Source organism: Methylophaga sp., from assembly GCF_030651745.1.
The window spans coordinates 1-18,551 of sequence record NZ_JAUSCC010000061.1; the positions used below are offsets into that span (position 1 = coordinate 1).

The 18,551-nt window shown below is 42.7% G+C and carries 20 protein-coding genes; 9 read left to right on the plus strand and 11 right to left on the minus strand.

What is annotated here, in order from left to right:
* The first annotated feature begins 305 nt into the window (after positions 1-305).
* The 6 genes from Q7V21_RS07100 (at position 306) to Q7V21_RS07125 (ending at position 6,591) form a co-directional block, all read left to right on the plus strand.
* On the plus strand, positions 306-1,673 hold the full coding sequence (locus Q7V21_RS07100) for an MBL fold metallo-hydrolase (RefSeq protein WP_304916613.1): 1,368 nt from the start codon (positions 306-308) through the stop codon (positions 1,671-1,673).
* Between the two features lie 436 nt (positions 1,674-2,109).
* Positions 2,110-3,468 (plus strand): hypothetical protein, encoded by a 1,359-nt coding sequence (locus tag Q7V21_RS07105; protein WP_304916614.1) that lies wholly within the window; start codon positions 2,110-2,112, stop codon positions 3,466-3,468.
* Between the two features lie 561 nt (positions 3,469-4,029).
* Entirely contained in the window at positions 4,030-4,311 is a 282-nt protein-coding gene (locus tag Q7V21_RS07110; RefSeq protein ID WP_304916615.1) for a hypothetical protein, read from the plus strand.
* A 317-nt stretch (positions 4,312-4,628) separates the two neighbouring features.
* The gene (locus Q7V21_RS07115; RefSeq protein ID WP_304916616.1) at positions 4,629-5,042 is read left to right on the plus strand and encodes an Imm70 family immunity protein; all 414 of its coding nucleotides are present in this window, start codon (positions 4,629-4,631) and stop codon (positions 5,040-5,042) included.
* Positions 5,043-5,076: 34 nt separating this feature from the next.
* A complete protein-coding gene (locus tag Q7V21_RS07120; RefSeq protein ID WP_304916617.1) occupies positions 5,077-6,048 on the plus strand; it encodes a hypothetical protein in 972 nt (323 codons plus the stop codon).
* 192 nt (positions 6,049-6,240) lie between these two features.
* A complete protein-coding gene (locus Q7V21_RS07125; RefSeq protein WP_304916618.1) occupies positions 6,241-6,591 on the plus strand; it encodes a DUF2200 domain-containing protein in 351 nt (116 codons plus the stop codon).
* A gap of 41 nt (positions 6,592-6,632) precedes the next feature.
* On the opposite strand, the gene Q7V21_RS07130 is transcribed toward Q7V21_RS07125, so the two are convergent.
* The 7 genes from Q7V21_RS07130 to Q7V21_RS07160 all read right to left on the minus strand — a co-directional run bounded on the left by Q7V21_RS07130 (position 6,633) and on the right by Q7V21_RS07160 (position 13,170).
* Positions 6,633-6,854, minus strand: coding sequence for a type II toxin-antitoxin system Phd/YefM family antitoxin (locus Q7V21_RS07130; protein ID WP_304916619.1), 222 nt, complete (start codon positions 6,852-6,854; stop codon positions 6,633-6,635).
* A 17-nt stretch (positions 6,855-6,871) separates the two neighbouring features.
* A complete protein-coding gene (locus Q7V21_RS07135) occupies positions 6,872-8,143 on the minus strand; it encodes an MFS transporter (RefSeq protein ID WP_304916620.1) in 1,272 nt (423 codons plus the stop codon).
* A 343-nt stretch (positions 8,144-8,486) separates the two neighbouring features.
* Positions 8,487-10,919, minus strand: a complete 2,433-nt coding sequence (locus tag Q7V21_RS07140; protein ID WP_304916621.1) for a TonB-dependent receptor — start codon at positions 10,917-10,919, stop codon at positions 8,487-8,489.
* A gap of 119 nt (positions 10,920-11,038) precedes the next feature.
* Positions 11,039-12,013 (minus strand): FecR family protein, encoded by a 975-nt coding sequence (locus Q7V21_RS07145; RefSeq protein WP_304916622.1) that lies wholly within the window; start codon positions 12,011-12,013, stop codon positions 11,039-11,041.
* Positions 12,014-12,015: 2 nt separating this feature from the next.
* Positions 12,016-12,567 carry a sigma-70 family RNA polymerase sigma factor gene (locus Q7V21_RS07150; protein ID WP_304916623.1) on the minus strand — a complete coding sequence of 184 codons (552 nt, stop codon included), beginning with the start codon at positions 12,565-12,567 and terminating at the stop codon, positions 12,016-12,018.
* A 189-nt stretch (positions 12,568-12,756) separates the two neighbouring features.
* Positions 12,757-12,930, minus strand: a complete 174-nt coding sequence (locus Q7V21_RS07155) for a hypothetical protein (protein ID WP_304916624.1) — start codon at positions 12,928-12,930, stop codon at positions 12,757-12,759.
* A 111-nt stretch (positions 12,931-13,041) separates the two neighbouring features.
* On the minus strand, positions 13,042-13,170 hold the full coding sequence (locus Q7V21_RS07160; protein ID WP_304916625.1) for a hypothetical protein: 129 nt from the start codon (positions 13,168-13,170) through the stop codon (positions 13,042-13,044).
* On the opposite strand from Q7V21_RS07160, the gene pqqA reads away from it, so the two are divergent.
* The 3 genes from pqqA to azu all read left to right on the plus strand — a co-directional run bounded on the left by pqqA (position 13,169) and on the right by azu (position 15,400).
* Positions 13,169-13,240: a pyrroloquinoline quinone precursor peptide PqqA gene (gene pqqA, locus Q7V21_RS07165; RefSeq protein WP_084003089.1), complete on the plus strand. Its 72-nt coding sequence runs from the start codon at positions 13,169-13,171 to the stop codon at positions 13,238-13,240. The two genes, Q7V21_RS07160 and pqqA, sit on opposite strands and share 2 nt — an antisense overlap.
* A 344-nt stretch (positions 13,241-13,584) precedes the next feature.
* Entirely contained in the window at positions 13,585-14,577 is a 993-nt protein-coding gene (locus Q7V21_RS07170; protein WP_304916626.1) for a hypothetical protein, read from the plus strand.
* A gap of 373 nt (positions 14,578-14,950) precedes the next feature.
* Positions 14,951-15,400, plus strand: a complete 450-nt coding sequence (gene azu / locus Q7V21_RS07175) for an azurin (protein WP_304916627.1) — start codon at positions 14,951-14,953, stop codon at positions 15,398-15,400.
* Between the two features lie 47 nt (positions 15,401-15,447).
* Here azu and Q7V21_RS07180 read toward each other — a convergent pair whose 3' ends face one another.
* The 4 genes from Q7V21_RS07180 to Q7V21_RS07195 form a co-directional block, all read right to left on the minus strand.
* Complete coding sequence (locus Q7V21_RS07180) at positions 15,448-16,221, minus strand: EAL domain-containing protein (protein ID WP_304916628.1); 774 nt, start codon at positions 16,219-16,221, stop codon at positions 15,448-15,450.
* A gap of 51 nt (positions 16,222-16,272) precedes the next feature.
* Positions 16,273-16,740: a BLUF domain-containing protein gene (locus tag Q7V21_RS07185; protein ID WP_304916629.1), complete on the minus strand. Its 468-nt coding sequence runs from the start codon at positions 16,738-16,740 to the stop codon at positions 16,273-16,275.
* 132 nt (positions 16,741-16,872) lie between these two features.
* Positions 16,873-17,871, minus strand: a complete 999-nt coding sequence (locus Q7V21_RS07190; protein WP_304916630.1) for a PA2778 family cysteine peptidase — start codon at positions 17,869-17,871, stop codon at positions 16,873-16,875.
* 13 nt (positions 17,872-17,884) lie between these two features.
* Positions 17,885-18,262: a DUF6627 family protein gene (locus Q7V21_RS07195; protein ID WP_069296942.1), complete on the minus strand. Its 378-nt coding sequence runs from the start codon at positions 18,260-18,262 to the stop codon at positions 17,885-17,887.
* Positions 18,263-18,551: the final 289 nt, after the last annotated feature.

Consider the following 18,551-nt stretch of genomic DNA (forward strand, 5'->3'; position numbering starts at 1 on the left):
CTGTTGACTCGCAAGCCTGATGGCCTCTGCTTTAAATTCATCGGTGTATTTTCTGCGTGTTCCCATTTGATTCATCTTCTACTTTTCCTTTCATGTTAAAACATGCTTATGAAAAGTGTCCGTTAAATTGTGGGAAACCCACCACGGCTTTTTACATTACAAGGTAATCTTGAAGAACGGTGCATACTTGCACCTTCAGAGTACATGGCGAGAACAGCATAAGCATTTCCAAATGATGTTTCCGGATAGAGATATATCGACTTTTTCGTTAAGCTGAAAACAATAATTACAAGGCATGGATTTATATGGTTATGAAACTTCGCTTTCTCGGTGGCACAAGTACTGTGACCGGTTCACGTTATCTGCTTTCAGATGATACCCATCGTTTGCTGGTTGACTGTGGTTTGTATCAGGGGGTGAAAACGCTGCGACGGCGTAACTGGGCGACGTTTCCGGTGGATCCTGCAACTATCAATGCGGTGGTGCTGACCCATGCTCACATCGACCATTCCGGTTATCTTCCAGCGTTGGTGAAAAACGGCTTCAAAGGCAAAATCTATTGCACCAAGGCGACACACGAGCTGTGTAATGTGTTGTTACCGGATGCGGGTTATCTGCAGGAAGAGGATGCGAGATATGCTTTTCGCAAGAAGTTTTCAAAACACGAAATGCCAGAGCCACTGTTTACGGAAAAAGATGCCAGACAAGCGTTAACACATTTTGAATCCCTGCATTACCACGAGACATTCGAGCCGGTAAAAGGCTTTGAAGTCAGCTTTACTCCGGCAGGACATATTCTGGGCTCGTCGTGTGTGCATGTTCATCATAAAAGTTCAGATCGCACTGTGGTATTCACTGGCGATGTGGGGCGACAAAATGACATCATCATGCGTCCGCCAGAACCTCTTCAGCATGCTGATGTACTGGTGTGCGAATCTACCTACGGCGACCGTACTCATGGTGAATCTGACCCTGAAGCTGAACTTGCAGAGATCATTACAAAAACCGCTGGTCGTGGTGGTATTACCCTTATGCCTGCCTTCGCCGTTGGCCGTGCCCAAATGCTGCTTTATGTTGTACACAAACTGATAGAGGAAGGCCGGATTCCTGATATGCCGGTCTACCTGAACAGCCCGATGGCTATCAAGGCCACCGAGACTTTTATCAAGCACCACAAAGAACATAAGCTGGACAAAAGTCAGTGCCAGATGATTGATGACAATACTACTTATATCCACACAGTAGATGAATCCATTGAGTTGGATGCTATGCGTTATCCGTGTGTAATTGTCTCGGCTAGTGGTATGGCTTCTGGCGGTCGGGTTTTGCATCATCTTAAAACCTTGTTACCCAACCCGCGAAACAGCATTGTATTTGCTGGCTTCCAAGCCTCTGGCACCCGCGGTGATGCTTTAGTAAATGGTGCCCAAAAGGTCAAAATCCACGGTGCGTACTGGCCGGTAAAAGCCGAAATTTACAATCTGGATTCCATGTCTGCCCACGGTGACTACAATGAAATTCTGACCTGGTTGGAGCAGGGCAACCTCAAACCCGATAAAGTTTACGTCACCCACGGCGAAATCGTCGCCAGCGATACTATGCGTAAACACATCACTGAAAAATTCGGCTGGGATGCCGAAGTGCCTGAACTGTTTGAGGAAGTGGATATTTGAAATAGGGCCATTAATCATATTTGGCCCGATAAACAATGGCTCGGTTTTTAACTAAAACTGGGCTATTTTTTGCCTGTGATTTGATAACTCATCGGCTTTGAAAAAGTAACCACAGACACACAGAGGGCACAGAGAAGAATTTTAAATTTTTATCTGACCAGTATTTGCCTCATCTGATGAACTCAATCTCATCCGTATTTCATTAACTATCCGATGAAAATCAGGGGGTTGTGTTATTTAAAAAAACGGTTTAAATTGTGACGTATCTCACATTTTGGTGGTCGATATGGATATCCAGCTTGCACCAACTACATTCAAAGCCTTTCCGGGCAGAAAATTAATTCTAAATCACTCCCGATTACTTCAAATCATCAATCTATGAAAGGGCTATAAATTGATATTCCTGAAGAGAAATTTTTCAAGAGTATTTTTTCTATTGTCATTTTCATTGCCAATTTATGTCGAAGCACAGATCCTTAGTTCAGTAGGGAAATCTGCAGAAGTTGCAGCTCCCATAATTGCTGGAGTTAAAATTAAAGATCTAATTCATGATGCAAGGCAGGAAGCAACAACTCTTATTGCTGACGGCCGAAATAGCGGAGATGTTTTAATGACTAGGGCTGGCGATGAATTGAATATGATGGCAGACAACGTACTACGCCTTGCTTCATCAGAAATGGACAGCACGATTGAAGATGTTGATAAGTTAACAAGTAAAGTACTAGTATCACTATATAACGCGACACTTTCAGCAAAAAGTTTTGGTACAAAAATATACGATATTAGAGACACTACGAGCTTAGATATTCGTTCAATTCTCGGTGAAATTCCTCTGGTTAATGAAAAGCTATTGGTGCAAAGAATTCAAGGATTAACTCAGCTAATTAACAAAACTGACTACCAGATGGAGATACTGGCTTCTTATGTCGGGACTCCGTCTGAAGAACACTCTACTGATATAGAAATTATTCTCAATGATAAAAAGTTGGAAGGGGTTAAAGTCAATCCAGCAGGCCTACATCATGCAATTTTGAGAATTCCAAATGCGAGCCTAGAAAGCTATTTCTTGAAGGAAGAAATTGCTTTTGTAGATGCAAAAGTTTTTATTAAACAGAAGTTCAAAAAAGGGTGGTGGGTTTTTAAGTCTTGGGATGAAAAATCTTATACTGTTCCCTTAAACCTTACCCTTTATCCTAGCTACGCTGGTACTCTACAAGTTACTGCTAGAGAAAAAGTTTACGGGTGGAAATCAATCGGATCTAAATCCAACTCGGCAACCGGCGGGAATAATCACTGTTCTAGAAGTTGTGGAGGGCACAGAGGTAATCCTTACGAAGTCAGTGTCACTGTGTCGGGTGGTATTCGCACTCCTCAGATTCCGGGTGATCAAAAGATAACCAATATTTCTAGCTGTCACTGTATAAGCGGCACGTGTGGTTATGATGAGCACAATCATTCAGTCATAGACTTGGACAACACTAGAGCAAGGTGCGGTTGGCAAGGTAGAAGTCATCCTTCTACTTGGCGCATAACTGCAGAAATAATGCAGTGGTTAGTTGTTGATGAAATAGAAAAAGTTACTGACGTAAAAGTCTATTGGGATAATAACTTCGAAGTACGAATACCTAATACATCTTCAATGGTGAAAATTAGAGGGCTTTTGCTATCTGGGAGGAAAATAGATTTGGTTGATGGGCAGCCTGAACCAAAAAATTCCATTACTAGGGTTGCTCTTGTAGAAAACCATACCGACAAAAGCTTGATTTATCGAGTAAATCGTCCAGAAGGTATGTAAAAGCTCTAGTAATCACTTGCACAGGAAGGCAAGTGCTGCTTCATTGCGATGCATTTCACTTAGATAGTAAATTGGAGCAAACTGGTAATGGGGAACATAAGGTTCGGAGATCAAAAGGGACGAGTCAATTGAATCAAGACCAAGACCCTTTTGACACTCTCGCGGAAAAATCACTGACCCTAAATAATTCAGTTTTTAATTAAAACTGGGCCATTTTTTTGTTCGTGATTTGATAAATCATTGGCTTTGAAAAATTAACCACAGAGACACAGAGGGCACAGAGAATAAATTATGAATCGTTATCTGACCTATATTTGAGCCATCTGAAATACAAAATCTCATTTGAAAATAACTAACTATCTGAGTAAAATCATAGGGTTGTGTTATTTAAAAAAACGGTTTAAATTGTGACGTATCTCACATTTTGGTCGTTGCTATGGATATTCAGCTTGCACCAACTAAATTCAAAGCCTGTTCGGGCAGAAAATTAATCGTTAATCATTCACGATTAATTCAAATCATCAAAAAGCAAGATTCAAGCTTATAAGAGGAGAACATTTTATGTCGAAAATACCTGTTGGCGAGATTCATGTTGATTCTGAAGGAAATCTCGTAATGAGCGAAGAAACGTTTAAGGAACTAACAAATTATATTGAAGAAGAGGACATCGATGACAAAATGGAAGCAGAACGAAAGGGACGCAAAAATTACTGTTGTCACAACTCAGAAGATGGAAGATGTAAAGTGATAAGAGCAAGCAACAGCGCTTCTGCGGCTATTAAATGCATGACTCATTATGCTGGGAGGCCGGTGAATTCTCACAAAGGAAGCTGCAATCACTGATTCAATTAAAAGCATAATAAAAGTTCAAGCCCTACTATAAAAACTCTGCGTACAAGGATATGTGGGTTCTGAAGCTTGAGTTTTGACAATAAAACAGTGTGATTTGGAGACAAGGAAAGGATATTTAGGGTCAGTGTAAAAAAACTAACAAATTTTGAGTTTTTGCACTGACCCTAAATTTTTCTGAAAAAAATAGATATTTCAATGCGTTATTGGGCGTTAATTTGGATCGGCATAATTATGATCCATTCATGTTGATAATTATTATGAGATCGCAGACCTTATTAACAGACTGTTAGCACTACAAAGGAGCAAGTATGGCTGTGGGCATTAAGGTTGGGAGTATCACAGATGAAATTGGCACCCCGGACTTTTTCCATGCCTTTTTCAGCACTGTGAACTCCAACCTCGAAAAGGAGTGGGGAAGCCGTTTCCCTGTTCTCCTCAATAACCTATATCAAGGTGGACTCGAAGCGGCGCTCGCTGCAAAAGCTCTAGCCGAGTTAAAGCAGGTTAAAGATGAGTTGGCCGCATTCTCCCCGGAGCATGTAGTTTGGGATATCGAAGATCCGTCAAAGCAACCTCCGTGGAGTTCTGACATTTCACCGGATATCACGTCATTGGCCAACTATTTTGTAACGTCTACAGGTCGTGATCTCATAGAAACTCTACTAGAGGCTCTAGATGAAGCTGCCAGATACAACAGGCCAGCGGCCATTGTCCAGTGCTAACAAGGTGGGTTAGATGTTTTCGTAGGAAAGCTGAATGAAGCATTGGACAGAGCCGAATGGGATATTCCTGATTCAAATTCCGACAGGGTGGCAATACCTTAATCCTGTTGTGGAAGGTGAAGAGGAAAAGTCCCCATACAGCTTTCAGCCCTATGAAAACGCTAACGGATGTTTTCAGATCAGCTGTTATCCACTTGAGGAACTAGCGCCTAAACTTGCAGACAAGTATCCGAATGGCGTGCCAAGGCTTACATGGCGACCTTCTAAGATGGATGATTCAGAATTCTGTATTCACATGTTTTTTGGGGCGCTAGCAGATCAGGCTTTGATTGGTAAATATATTTATGATGCGAATCTTGATAACGATGAACGAATAAATGAAGGACTGCGCTTAGTTGATAATATTTTAGAATCCTTGGTGATTGTCCCTCCGAGGGACCGAAAGCTCGCTTCTGATATGGAAAAGTTTGATCGATTCCAAGCGGCTTTGGCTGCGTCATATGATCTTTTGGATAATGCGATAGAATCTGATTCCTTTATCGAAGTAATTGCCGTTTCTGCCAATCAGATCGATGCTTTTCTCAGGTTAAGCATAGTCATCGCCATCCAACTTAAGAATCAGACGGACGAGGTCCCACTAAAATACCTTTTTCAGACAGAGGATGATCGAGGCTTGATGGAGCGAAAAATATACGATGATGCTCTTAAATATAACGTCATTAAAGATGATGACCACAAAGAGCTAAATTCGCTTTATAAGTTAAGAAATCGCGTGATACACAGGTACATCATATCTGACATAAAGACCCGTGACCTGCCTAATATTGCAGTCAGATATGTTGAGGCATCGGAGAAAGTGCGTTTAATACTACGAGACCTTGAGAATGAGCAAAAAGGTTGTGAATATGGCGTTTACGGCAAGAAATTTATGAAATTTTCGGAGCCTGATGATGAGACAATAAAACGATTATATGCTGATGTTAACGATAAGCATCTTATTCGTTAATTCGTCAGGAAGGTCACGAATGACTGAGTCTAACAAATACAGGCAAGGGATGCGCCCCTGCTGCTAGCGTTAGGCGAAAAGAAAATTCGGATCAATAGAGTCAGTGTAAAAAAAGATTATTATTTGAATATGTACTCATATCGATTAAATAATTAATAAAGTGATTACTCATGCTAATAAAGGAGGATGACTATGTCGAAGCATCCTATCTTCACAATGCCATTTGCAAAAGTTTATCCGCTGTATATTCAAAAGGCTGAACGAAAAAATCGAACGAAAGAGGAAGTAGATCAAATCATTTTCTGGCTGACCGGTTATGACCAAGCAGGATTAAAGCAGCAAATCGAATTGGAAAATGATTTTGAAACCTTCTTTGCTCAAGCTCCAGCCATTCATCCCAATAGTTCACTAATCAAAGGCGTCGTGTGTGGGGTTCGGGTTGAAGAGGTCGACGATCCATTGATGCAGAAAATTCGTTATCTGGACAAGCTGATTGATGAGCTTGCTAAAGGTAAGTCGATGGAGAAGATTCTTCGGCAATGAAACCAAGTATCAACAGAGCGTTACCCTAGTTATCGTTTAAGTCATTGTCCGTGAGTGATCTTTGACTCAGCAATTTGCCGCATCAGGTTATTGTTCTGCAGAACGTAAAGCGTTTCTTGCTCACGTTTCCATTCCGTGAAACTGATCAATATAATTTCTTTGCCAGATTGCGATTTAACTTTTAGTGGTTTTGGTCCCGTAAGAACTTTGTCTACGAAAGCCTCAAAGTTATTTCTGAATTGTTTTAAGCTGACTGATTTCATATGCGATGCCTAATCTATTAAGTTGTTGGCTCCGGATGAGGGCGGTGATCTTCTACCCATTGTTCGTCCATGCGTGGATCCATTTCAGCGAGCACGCTGCCGGATGCCGCCGGAACGGCAACATAGACATTCATATGGTCTTCTGGGATACGCTCGCTCTGCAATGAGTAATAACCTAAAGCCAAGGCAAACAATGCCAGCACAATAAAAAATGCGATTGCTGAAAATCCCAGTACAAAACCTAAAAACAACGGTGCAATAAATGAACCGAAGCCATAAGAAAACAATAAGGTTCGGCTAATCTCGACCAAGTCGGTGTTTTCATCAAACACATCATTGGCACGCGCAACACTCAACGGATAAATACTGAACAAGCTGATGCCCAATAAAAAGCCAACCGTATAAAGCAACGCCACGCTATCACGCCAAATCAAAGGCAAAATCAGCATCAGCAGAAAAACACCTGCACCGAAAAATCCAGACCAAGCCAGCATTTTCCGCCGTCCTAATCGATCAGATAGCATGCCAACCGGTAATTGCGCCATCAGCCCACCCAGAATGGTAATTGCCATAAACAATGAGACTACCTTTGGCTGATCAAATACATTTAAAACGTATAGCGGCAGCATGGTGTAAAACGCGCCAATAAACACCCCTCCAATAAAACTCCCAACCAATGCCAATGGGGCGATCGATAACAGTTTTGGCATGCTGTAACGTTCAAATGGTTTTAAAACCGGTTGTGAGACACGGGTGATGGCGACAAAAATCAGTGACCACAGCACCAGAATTGAACCCAGAATGAAAATCGTAGTGGCTGACAGCTCCAGAATTAATAGCAATTGTCCAAGTGCTAACGCCAGGAAGAAGACGATGGTATATATCGCAAGAATTTTGCCGCGGTCTTTAGTTGAGCTTTTTTCATTAAGCCAGCTTTCTAACACAATCAACATGGCATAAAAGGCAAAACCTGACACCAAACGCAATACGGCCCAAAACCAGGGATCAAACCATAAGGCGTGTCCCAAAAATGCCATGACCATAATTGCAGAAAAAGCCGAAAAACTGCGTGCATGTCCTACCGTCACAATCAGTTTTTGGCTGAAAATTGCGGCTAACATCGCGCCCAGGAAAAACGCGGAATTGATTAAACCGATGATGCCCTCACTGAGACCTTCCTGTTTCAGAAATACACCGATGAATGTCATCAATAAGCCATAACCCGTTGCCAGTAGCGAAATCGAGAAGAACAACGATGAAATGGGTAATAAGGCTCTTTTAAAAAACATGCGGATTCCTGGAACGAAAAATCTTGCTGCGGGTGAACAACAAAGCACCATTCTAGTGCTTATTATTTTCAATACAAATTCAAGGGAGGGTACAGCAAACTTGATTTAGATGGATTATCTTCAGCCGACGACAATCCAGAGAAAAACTCAACAATTAACTTTCAACAACCACTTATCCAATAGGTTACCAAACAGCTTGTTGGTCGTGTTTAAAAAAGCAAAAAATCACAAAAAAAGGGACAGATTTATTTTTGGACTAAAGCTAGTCAATTAAATAAATCTATCCCTTTTTCTTCTATGTAGAAAACCCCGGCAGTGATGGCTGCCGGGGGGTGTTTAGCTATCAGAAGTCCAGCTGGGCTCCCAGTTTGATGGTGCGTGGAGCACCTTGGGCAATGCTTGAACTGCCTGCAGAGGTCAGCCAATAAGCCTTATCCGCAAGGTTTTCAACATTCAGCCGCAGCGTTAGTAGCTGTTTGTTGAAGTCAATTTCATAGCGTGCGCCTAAATCAAACAATGTCACCGATCCAACATGCCATTGGTTGGCAGTATCCAATGGAATGCTGCTGGTGTATTGCGCGCCGCCAGTGAGGGTTAACTGGGTATTTGGCACTTGATACTCACTGTACAGGCGGAACTGTTTGTCAGCGACACCTTGTATCGGTTTGCCTTCCAGACTCGGGTTGGTGGTTTTTTTGTTGGTGGCATCCAGCCACATTGCACTGGCACCAACCAGCCATTGTTCATTGATTTTGCCTTGGGTTGAGAGCTCTATGCCTTCGTAACGAGCTTCACCATCCTGGCTGAATACATCATTACTGTCAGTATAGGTAAGGCCTTTTTGCAGCTGAAATACCGCCATATTGGCCGACCAGTTGGCATAATTAAGCTTGATACCGGTTTCATATTGTTTGCTGATCAACGGTTTAAATACCTCACCGGCATTGGCTGCGGTATTCGGCGCTGTGGCACCTTGTTCAAAGGCTTCTACATAACTGGCGTAAAGCGAAATCCATTCAAGTGGCCGATAAATAGCCGCGATGGATGGGGTGATTTCACTTTCTTTGTAATCACCATATTTATCCTCAAGACTGCCGTAACGTGCGCCGAGAATAAAATCCCAGCTATCGCCCACATTCAGCGTATCGGAGATAAACGCTTCTTTGCGAGTGATTCTGGAATACTCATTAAAGCTGGCATCACTTTTATCAAGATGGCTGACTGGGCGGTCGAATTCGACGGGAGACGACAAATTACCTGAGCCAAGTGGAATTACCATTGTGCCGATACCGGAACTATTAGATGAAATGGTGCGGCTATGCGACAGGCCTAGCGCTACGTTATGAGTGACGGGACCGGTTTCGATGATGCCACTCAGCACATTCTGTGTCTGATAGCTTTTGAACAGATTGTTGTAATTGTAGAGGGTAGCGGAATAGTTGCCATCGCCATCGACATACAAAATGGGCATCAGCGGATTACGATAGCTGGTGGAATAACGATACGAGAGTGTATTGTTCCAGTTATCGTTAACCTGCCAGATCAAATCAGTGCCCGTAGTGATGTGCTCTGATTCATAACGGGTCCAGTCCGGTGCCAGTCGCTTATCACCATCAATCGGGCTGACAATCTTGCTGACTGTGCGATCAGTGAATGATCCATCCGAGTTAGGGCTAATCGAAAAATAACCGCCATAGCTTTTACGCTCAGAAACCAATGCATCTGCCTGCCAGGTCAGATCCGGCGTGATTCGTAAATCGACGGCGACAGAAGCCGATTTACGGTAGGCTTCACTGTCATCAACATAGGTGTCACCCGCCTCGCTGACCACATTAACGCGGTAACCAAAAATGTCATCGGGTCCCACACGGCCGCCGACATCACCGTGTGCCATTAACAGTCCGCTGTCCATTAACTGCGTAGAAACACTGGCTTTGAATTCGTCGGTAGGCCGTTTAAGGACGTAGTTGATAATACCGCCGGGAGCTGCGAAACCATAAAGAAAGCCACCTGCGCCTTTGAGGATCTCAACCCGTTCAAGATGTTCCAGAGGCAAGTCTTTGGCACGGCTGCGGAAATTCATTCCGTCGAGTTTCTGCCCGGTATCAAAATCCGTACTGATGCCGCGAATGGAAAAAGCATTATTTTCTGTGATCAGATTATTGCCGGAGAGGCTGATTGCCGCATCAAATTTGGTTAACTCACCCAGTGAGCGTGCCTGTAAATTGGCAATGTAATCTTCAGAGTAGGTTTCAATGGTAAACGGTGTATTCTGCTTTGACATATTTCCCAGAGCACCAGCAAACACATCGCCAACACGATACGCATTGGCGGCAGAGCCATCCATCCCCAGACCCTGAACCTTCATCGTCGATAAAGTAACGCTTTGTCCTTGTTCATTGATTTGCTGCAAAGCATAACTATTGTCACCCTGAGCTACAGCCACCAGACCGCTGCCAGTGAGAATCTGGCTAAGTGCATTTTCAACAGTATAAGTGCCTTGCAAACCCTCACTGCTCTTGCCGCTGGCTAATTCTGATGCACCAACCAGATAGATACCGGCTTGTGCCGATAAGCGAGCCAATACCTGACTTAGCGAGCCGGCAGGGATATTAAATTGTTGCGTGGCCTGAGCTACAGACTGGTTGGTTTCTGCGTGTGCAGCAGGAAGCCATGCCAGTGTACCCATGCTGGAAACAGCAACAATATGTATTGAAAGCGCCAGGGGCTTGAACCGGTTTTTCGCCGGCTGCTTGTGGCGGTGTTGTTTCACCATCGTATTACCTCATCAATTTTAGTGGTTACACAGAGATAAACGGGTGAGGGGGGGAAACCCGGAACCATTATTTGCATAAAAAAACGAAAGAATTACAACGCATTGATTAAATTGATAATTTAACTACGAGTTGGCTCCACCTTGATCCACCCCGGAAAAACCTGACGAACCTGAATGGGTAAAACCCTGGTCAGCATGACCAGCGCTCGATTCGTGTCACTGAGCGGGAAACTGCCATAGACTTTCAGCTGGGCAATCTCGTCAGTGATGTTGATATAGCCATGTTGATAACGATTGAGTTCGGCTATCAGCTCTTGTAGCGTCATATCTTCTGCCACCAATAATCCTTGTCGCCAGGCTTGCCGGGCTGTGATAGACGGTTGTTTTGGCTGTATCTGATTTGCACGGAAACGGGCTGTTTCACCCTGCTGGAGTTCAGCATGCTGAGCATTATTGGTTTGAACAGCTACCCTGCCTTCATAGACGGCGAGTTCGATATCTTTCTGGTGGTTCATCACATTAAATTGTGTGCCGAGTGCTGTTAACCGACCTTGTGATGTATCCACTACAAAGGATCGGTCGGGAGCTTTTGCTGTTTCAATATAGATTTCGCCATGGAGTAACTGAATGCGTCTTTGCTGAGCAGTGAAATCAACATTGATGGCGGTAGCCGTGTTCAACCAGATTTGGCTGCCATCTGCCAAGGTGATGTTTCTCTGTTGGCCGACACTGGTGTGATAGTCAGCGGCCAGAGCCATCACGCTGTCAGGAAACCATTTTTTATTCCAGCTGAAATGACCTACAAAACCTATCGCGGCAATACTCACCATGCCGCTGAGAAGTCGACGTCGTTGGCGTAATCGCTGATTAGCAGTAAATAGATTATCTGCTGTGCTTTGCGGATCTGGCGTTTGTTGCAAAGTCTCAAAACTGTGGCTGATTTTTTCGACGTAAAGCCAGGCCTTTTTATTTTCGGGTTTGGCATCAAGCCATTGATGCCAGGCTAACTTATATTCATTACTGGCTTGGCCATCACGAAGCAGTGCAAACCATTCGGCAGCCTCTTCCAGCGTCTGATGTGAAGGTTCTGCCATTGTTACAGTGGTTCGGAGATAAGTTCGCGGGTGGTCTGGGATGCCTGTAATTTCAAGCAGGCCAGCATGGCCTTTGCCACATATTTACGCACCATACGATCTGAGACACCCAATTGAATTGCTGTTTCAGCATCGGTCATCTGGCAAACAACGGCTAATAGAAATGCTTTGGCGGCTTTGGCTGGTAACTCACTCAGCATCAGATTGATTTCTTCCAATGCCTCCAAAACTGCCGCCTGGCGTTCTGCTGAGGGTGCAGTTTCTTCGGGATAACTGGAAAGGGTGTCGTGCCAGGCTTTTTCAATTTCTTTTCGACGCCAGAGGTCAATACAGAGATTTTTTGCGGTAGCACGCAGATAACTTCGTGCTTGATCAGCACTTATAAAGTGACGCGATGCAGGCAAACCCAGCAGGCGCAGGAAAGTGTCTTGAGTCAGATCTGCGGCCTCAGCACTGTTACCTAATCTTTGGTATAGCCATGCTTTCAGCCAATTATGGTGTTCGCTATACAGCACCTGCACATGAAAGTAACAGACAGATTGGGCACTGTTCACGAATGGCTCCTGAAGGTTTATTGTTAATGAGAATCAATAGCATTCTATTGGTTCAGATCAAACCTAGCAAGTGAGCTGTATAGCTAAGGCAGAATCAATGGTTTTGTTTTTGTGGATTCTGAGTTGTGCATTAGTTAGACATGCAAAAAGAAAGTTGGGAAAAAGGGGAGGGATTTATCTAGGCGGTAATTACTTCTGGTGCTCATCTTTAGTCACTAAAAACTCAAGCCCGGCACCAATATCTTCTTCGCCACAAGCGGCTATATCGTCAGGGCTGGCTGCTTGTGCTTCTTTGTGAGTCAGAATCAAATCACGACGTTCTTTAAATGGATCAACATTTTCATCGTTGGGTTTATTGTTCATAGTAATTACCTTTAGCGACGTTGTAGTTGAGACTATGGCTCGTACAGAGAATTCCGATAAATTGGGTTTAACTTGTTCGGCGTCTATAAAGAGCAGCCGGTTGCAAAAAAGCTATCTTCTTAACGCATAAGCAATTTTCTCAGGTAGTTCAGGTAAAACACCGTATTGCCATGCTTGTTGAATGAGTAATATCTGAATCGCAGGACTTAATTCAACCAAGTTAAACAAGGAGTTCGCCATGTGGACTAAACCAGAATATAACGATATGCGTTTTGGCTTTGAAGTGACTATGTACATCTGTAATCGATAACATCATGACTTCTTTTAACCTTACAGATACTGAAATAATGGGATGGTTGTGGCATCCGATGAAATGCACTTGCCCGATTTGCAGTGCTTGAATCGATACTGAAGTTACAGCCGACTTTTTATCTTAACGCTCGGACATCACCAGCAGAAATGTTCAAATAAAAACCGGCCCTTGGCCGGTTTTTTTATGCCTGAACGTCTTATGATAACAACGGAATTTTATTAGAGAATTTACCGATCTTGGCTACTAATGCAGCTGATAAAAACCAAACTAAACTGGTTTGTTAATGGTCATACAGGCATACTGCGATTCGGTTTTTAATTCATTTTTTGTTGGAGACAACAGTGTTTAAAGTAAAGAAAATCATCTATATCCCAATCGCAATTCTGCTAATTGGACTCGCCGGAGCCCATGCTGTTGCGAATAATCAGGCTAATCAGGCAGCGCAGGAATTAGTCGAAGAATTGGTAAGCAAAATCAATGAAAATGGTGGCCAAGTTGCAGTCGGTGAGGTGATTGCCAATCCCTATAACAAAAACATTTCGGTGAAAGATGTATTGGTGACCGATGATTCTGGCCGTCAACATCAAATCGGTTTATTAACACTGAGTGATATCGAACTGAATGAGCGTCAGGATTTTATTTATGCAATGAATATCTCGACTCAGAATGCTTTATTTACCGTCACAGGCGGCGATGGTACGGCTGAGCAGGAACAGTCATTGGCTGATACCTTAAAAAGCCTGGGAATCAACAATGACAAGATTGGTCACGATCAACAATTGGCTTATCGATACAAGCCTGCTGAGCGTCAATTAAGCCTCAGTTTACAGAATCAGTTTTACAATCCTGAGCTGACCAAAAAAGCAGCGGCACAATTGTTTTCAATGAATCTGCACACCAATTTCAGTCAGGTTCCTGATCTGGAAAATCAGATGCAACGCATTAGAAATAATGAAGATATGACTACCGCTTCAACCGAGTGGATGCAGACAGGTTTGATTAAAGCCTCGATTGACTTTGAAGATCGTGGGGCATGGCAGGCTCTCATGGAAGAGGGGGCTAAGAAAGAGGGGGTGACACCAGCGGTTTTCAAGGAGCAACTAAAACAGCAGATGTTGCAACAGTTCTCAGCAATGCCAGCGGTTTCAGCAAACCTGAAAAGTCAGTTAACCGAAGCCAGCACTCGTTTTATCGACAGTGATTCACCTCAGGTCGAATTGGATATTAATTCAAAAAACCCACAAGGCACGGGAATCATGCTGGCATTTATGTCGATCATAATGTCACCGAATGCATTAGAGAGTTTCTTTGACATCCAGGTTAAAGCAGACTGATACGATTATTTGTAACGATATTTTTAAGCAGATGGCCATAGACTGAATTGACTTTGTTACCTGTAAATCTTGAATAACTACAGGAACAATTCCTCAATCAATGTTGCACTATTGTGACCGTCAAAATCTTCTCACTATAATTGAGAATGATTATTATTAAATTTGAAAGATCCATCCGAACTGGACATTTAAAAGCAGTTAACTGTTCTGAATGACAGGTTTATTGTTTTGAAATTATTTGGCAATTTGAAATCGGATGAAATGGAAAATTATTAATGATGAATCATGCATGAACGCCTTATGAAGAGCGAATTATATTAATGCGTTTATCTTGTGAAGAAGGCAATGTTGCCGGGATTATTAGGAGATCAAGATGAAGAAAAATCGTTTGTTAGCTGCTGCCGCAGTGTTTGCTTTGGTTCCATTTGCCGCGTTTGCCGATGAATGTGAATTAACCATTGAAGGCACTGATCAAATGAGTTTCAGTGCAAAGAAAATGACGGCTCCAGCCAGCTGTGAAACAGTGAAAGTTGTATTGAAACATACTGGTTCTATGGCGAAAGATATGATGGGACACAACTGGGTATTAACCAAAAAAGATGATATGCAGGCCATTGTGAGAGAAGGTGCAGCTGCAGGTCTGGATAACGATTACCTGCCACAAGGCGATGCTCGTGTTATTGCTGCCACGAAAGTGATTGGTGGCGGTGAAACGGCTGAAGTTGAATTTTCTACTGCAGGTCTTGCGGGTGAAAAGTTGACTTTTTTCTGTTCATTCCCTGGTCATAGCGGAATTATGAAAGGCAATTTTGAAGTTAAATAAATGTTTAAACCCTCTCACCAAGTTGTTGGTGGGAGGGTTTTTTCTTTTTATAGGTTATAAAGTGAAGCATCCACTTCCGGCAATGCTTCAAAAGCCGGTTTAGCAAAATAATAACCCTGAAATAACGCGACGCCTTGATCCCGAATGAATTGAAATTCCTCTATCGTTTCGACACCTTCAGCAATCACTCTTATCTCTAAATCATTGCAGGTCATGATGATTGAACGAACAATGGATTGTCTGACTTTATCAGTATTGATATTGCGGATAAGGGCCATATCAAGCTTGATAATATCTGGCTGCCAATCAGCAAGCAGATTTAAACCTGCGTAACCGGAACCAAAATCATCAATGGCGGTGGTGAAATTATGCCGCTTATATTCTTCAAAGATGTTTTTCAGATGGTTATTGTCGGTTACTTTTTCCACTTCTGTTACTTCAAACATTAAATTTTCGGTCGGAAAATTCATTGTTGCGGCTGCTTCAAGCGTCGCTCTGATACAGGTTTCAGGACGGTAAACCGCGTTTGGGAAAAAGTTGATGCTGAGCATACCTTGCAGATCAAGTTGTTTTGCTAACTGAATGGCTTTGACACGAATCGTCTGGTCGAACGAATAACGATTGCTGTCATTCAATTGGTCCAAAACGGTATAAGCAGGTTCGTTGTTTACCCCACGGACCAGCGCTTCATAACCAAAAATTCCTTTTTCACTCACATCAATAATTGGCTGAAATGCCATTGAGAAACTGAAATCCAGTCCACCACCCTCTAAACATTTGTCACAGCCTAAAGGTTTGAAATCCGGCATTTGATTGGTCATTTTGTGTTCTCTCTTTTGGTACTTTTTATGTCGTGGTAAAGGTGGTGTTTATTAAATATAAATGATTTGTTCAGTGCTTTTTTGGGGTGATTTGTTTAGATAGGTTTTAAGCTGATAAGCAAATATATCTGCATTATCATTTGATAGCTTCTCGGGTAACTCTTCCCGTAACAACCGCATATCGCCATGGCTTATATCAATGTACCCCATTGACCAGTTTTTAAAAATGTATTTATTACTGAGACTGATATTTATCAGCTTACATTCATGATGCCGATCATCCTTGAGGATTTTTTGATACAGATTGATAACCGTATTTTCCGGACCTTCAAGCACCTGAATAAAATCCGTATGGTTGTAACAAAGGATACCGTTGACGTTGACTCGTTGATTATTTTCCCGACTTTGCAAGAGCAACTTTGTTAAATCGGTTTCTGACAAGCGAGCATGGGTTTTACTGCTGTATAGGATTCTTAATAAACTTCTAGTCAAAACAATACATCCGGATAACCATGTCATACAATTTAGATGCAAATCCTTTTGCTGTTTTCTCGGTTCAGTGTAAGCCAGAGACTGCAAGTCGACAAGCTTAAACCGCTATCTTAGTGTCGTGAATCCTATCAATAGATAACCCGTTATTTTTCAGTCGAATTATTTATCTGAACAGGTAATTGTCGGACAACTTTCATTGGTCAGCGGCTCTAAAGCGAACATTTCTTCAAATGTGGAAAGAATATTCTGATCTTCAGGTGCTAGTTTTTTTGCACAGGCTGCAGAGGCTAAAGCCGTTTGATGGCAACCCAACTCTTTTAATGTATAAGCCCGGTTATTTCTCAATGATGCTTCCATTGGAAATTTGTTGGTTAATTCAGCAAACACCGCATCAGCTTGAGCAAAATTCTTCTGGTGGTAATACAGGTTTGCAAGCGCTAGCCCGGGCTGTTTGTTATCTGGCCAATGATCGATGGCGGTTTGATAAGCTGTTTCAGCGGTCTGGTGTTGGCCGGTTTTTTCAGCGTCATAAGCTGTCTGTAACCAGGCTGCAAGTTGTGCCGTGGGAGGAATGTTTTCTGGTTTAACAATCACTAAAGCCCAATGTTCGCTGCGGGCCCAGGTGCGTTCAAAGGTTTGTAAAGTGGTTTGCCAGCGTTCTGTTTCACCGGAACGTAAGATCAACTCTCTTTTATCAATATCAAAACCCACAACTACAGCGTAATGCCAGAAAGGTTTCCAGTTAAATCCGAGATTCTGCATCACTAATACCGGGTTGCCAGCAGCAACTTCAGTCAATAAATCTTCCATCTGTGGGGCTAAAGGATAGGCCATCAAGCCTTGTTTACGTGTGGCTGCAACCATCTCTATCTGTAAGCTGCCTTGCTTTTCCGGGATGTAAACCTGATCAGTCAATGCTTCAGGCAGGATGTCTATGCCACGATATTGCATAACTGTTGCTAGAGCTGCCGGGCCACATTGGTATTGGGTCTGGGGAAAGAAGGGCACATCTTCGAGCTCAACCTGTCTTGGCTCAAAGTTTTGTTGATGTAGTTGATTGGTTTGAGGGGTATGGCTACAAGCAGTCAGCAGAAAGCCTAGTAATAATAAAACACCCAGCCGGAGCTGGGTGTGTGTGGAGCTATTATGTTTATGCATAATTGATAAAGAATTATCTGACCGGTCTTACAAATGGGAAGATATCAGTTGCACCGATAGCATCAGTAATAACAAACACTACAAATATCAGCACAATAACACCAAGAATACCACCAGCGGGCATATCATTAATTTGTTGATTTAACTGAGCTATTTCAAAGTCAGTCATGCTGTTGATACGTTCTTGTACTAATTCTGGAGCAACACCCATGGAGACTAATTTTTCTTGAACATCATCACGATCCAGCATTGAAAACAACTGTTCACGATCGTATTGAGATTGTTGTGATTGAATGACATCAGGCGTGCTGATCATGGCCGCTTGAGCGGGTAAGGTGACGCTGCCAAAAAAGCCCAGTAAAGCTATCCAGGCGAATAATTTTTGTTTCATACATCCCTCCGTTGGTTTGATACCTGGCCAGAACTGACCAGAATTGAGCTTATCACGAGTTTCACATGAGCACTATAACGTTATTCGATACCCGGCCAGAAATGCGGCTCTGGATCGAATGTATTGTGATGAAATACCTTCGGTTTTGTGTTTGCTTCTAGTACAGTTTCTTTATAAGTTGCTTGGTGGCAGAATTAAGCAAAAATGATGTGGCCGAATTATTAGTCAATAACTGTTCGAATCTATTGTTAAAGTTCTGAGTAATGAGCTACATGTTATTAAATTTATC

Bases quoted from the DNA above. Each gene is read 5' to 3' on its own strand.
- Q7V21_RS07100 (WP_304916613.1), top strand. From the start codon at position 306: ATGGTTATGAAACTTCGCTTTCTCGGTGGCACAAGTACTGTGACCGGT.
- Q7V21_RS07110 (WP_304916615.1), top strand. From the start codon at position 4,030: ATGTCGAAAATACCTGTTGGCGAGATTCATGTTGATTCTGAAGGAAAT.
- Q7V21_RS07115 (WP_304916616.1), top strand. From the start codon at position 4,629: ATGGCTGTGGGCATTAAGGTTGGGAGTATCACAGATGAAATTGGCACC.
- Q7V21_RS07120 (WP_304916617.1), top strand. From the start codon at position 5,077: ATGAAGCATTGGACAGAGCCGAATGGGATATTCCTGATTCAAATTCCG.
- Q7V21_RS07125 (WP_304916618.1), top strand. From the start codon at position 6,241: ATGTCGAAGCATCCTATCTTCACAATGCCATTTGCAAAAGTTTATCCG.
- Q7V21_RS07130 (WP_304916619.1), bottom strand. From the start codon at position 6,854: ATGAAATCAGTCAGCTTAAAACAATTCAGAAATAACTTTGAGGCTTTC.
- Q7V21_RS07135 (WP_304916620.1), bottom strand. From the start codon at position 8,143: ATGTTTTTTAAAAGAGCCTTATTACCCATTTCATCGTTGTTCTTCTCG.
- Q7V21_RS07140 (WP_304916621.1), bottom strand. From the start codon at position 10,919: ATGGTGAAACAACACCGCCACAAGCAGCCGGCGAAAAACCGGTTCAAG.
- Q7V21_RS07145 (WP_304916622.1), bottom strand. From the start codon at position 12,013: ATGGCAGAACCTTCACATCAGACGCTGGAAGAGGCTGCCGAATGGTTT.
- Q7V21_RS07155 (WP_304916624.1), bottom strand. From the start codon at position 12,930: ATGAACAATAAACCCAACGATGAAAATGTTGATCCATTTAAAGAACGT.
- Q7V21_RS07160 (WP_304916625.1), bottom strand. From the start codon at position 13,170: ATGGCGAACTCCTTGTTTAACTTGGTTGAATTAAGTCCTGCGATTCAG.
- azu (WP_304916627.1), top strand. From the start codon at position 14,951: ATGAAGAAAAATCGTTTGTTAGCTGCTGCCGCAGTGTTTGCTTTGGTT.
- Q7V21_RS07180 (WP_304916628.1), bottom strand. From the start codon at position 16,221: ATGACCAATCAAATGCCGGATTTCAAACCTTTAGGCTGTGACAAATGT.
- Q7V21_RS07185 (WP_304916629.1), bottom strand. From the start codon at position 16,740: ATGACATGGTTATCCGGATGTATTGTTTTGACTAGAAGTTTATTAAGA.
- Q7V21_RS07190 (WP_304916630.1), bottom strand. From the start codon at position 17,871: ATGCATAAACATAATAGCTCCACACACACCCAGCTCCGGCTGGGTGTT.
- Q7V21_RS07195 (WP_069296942.1), bottom strand. From the start codon at position 18,262: ATGAAACAAAAATTATTCGCCTGGATAGCTTTACTGGGCTTTTTTGGC.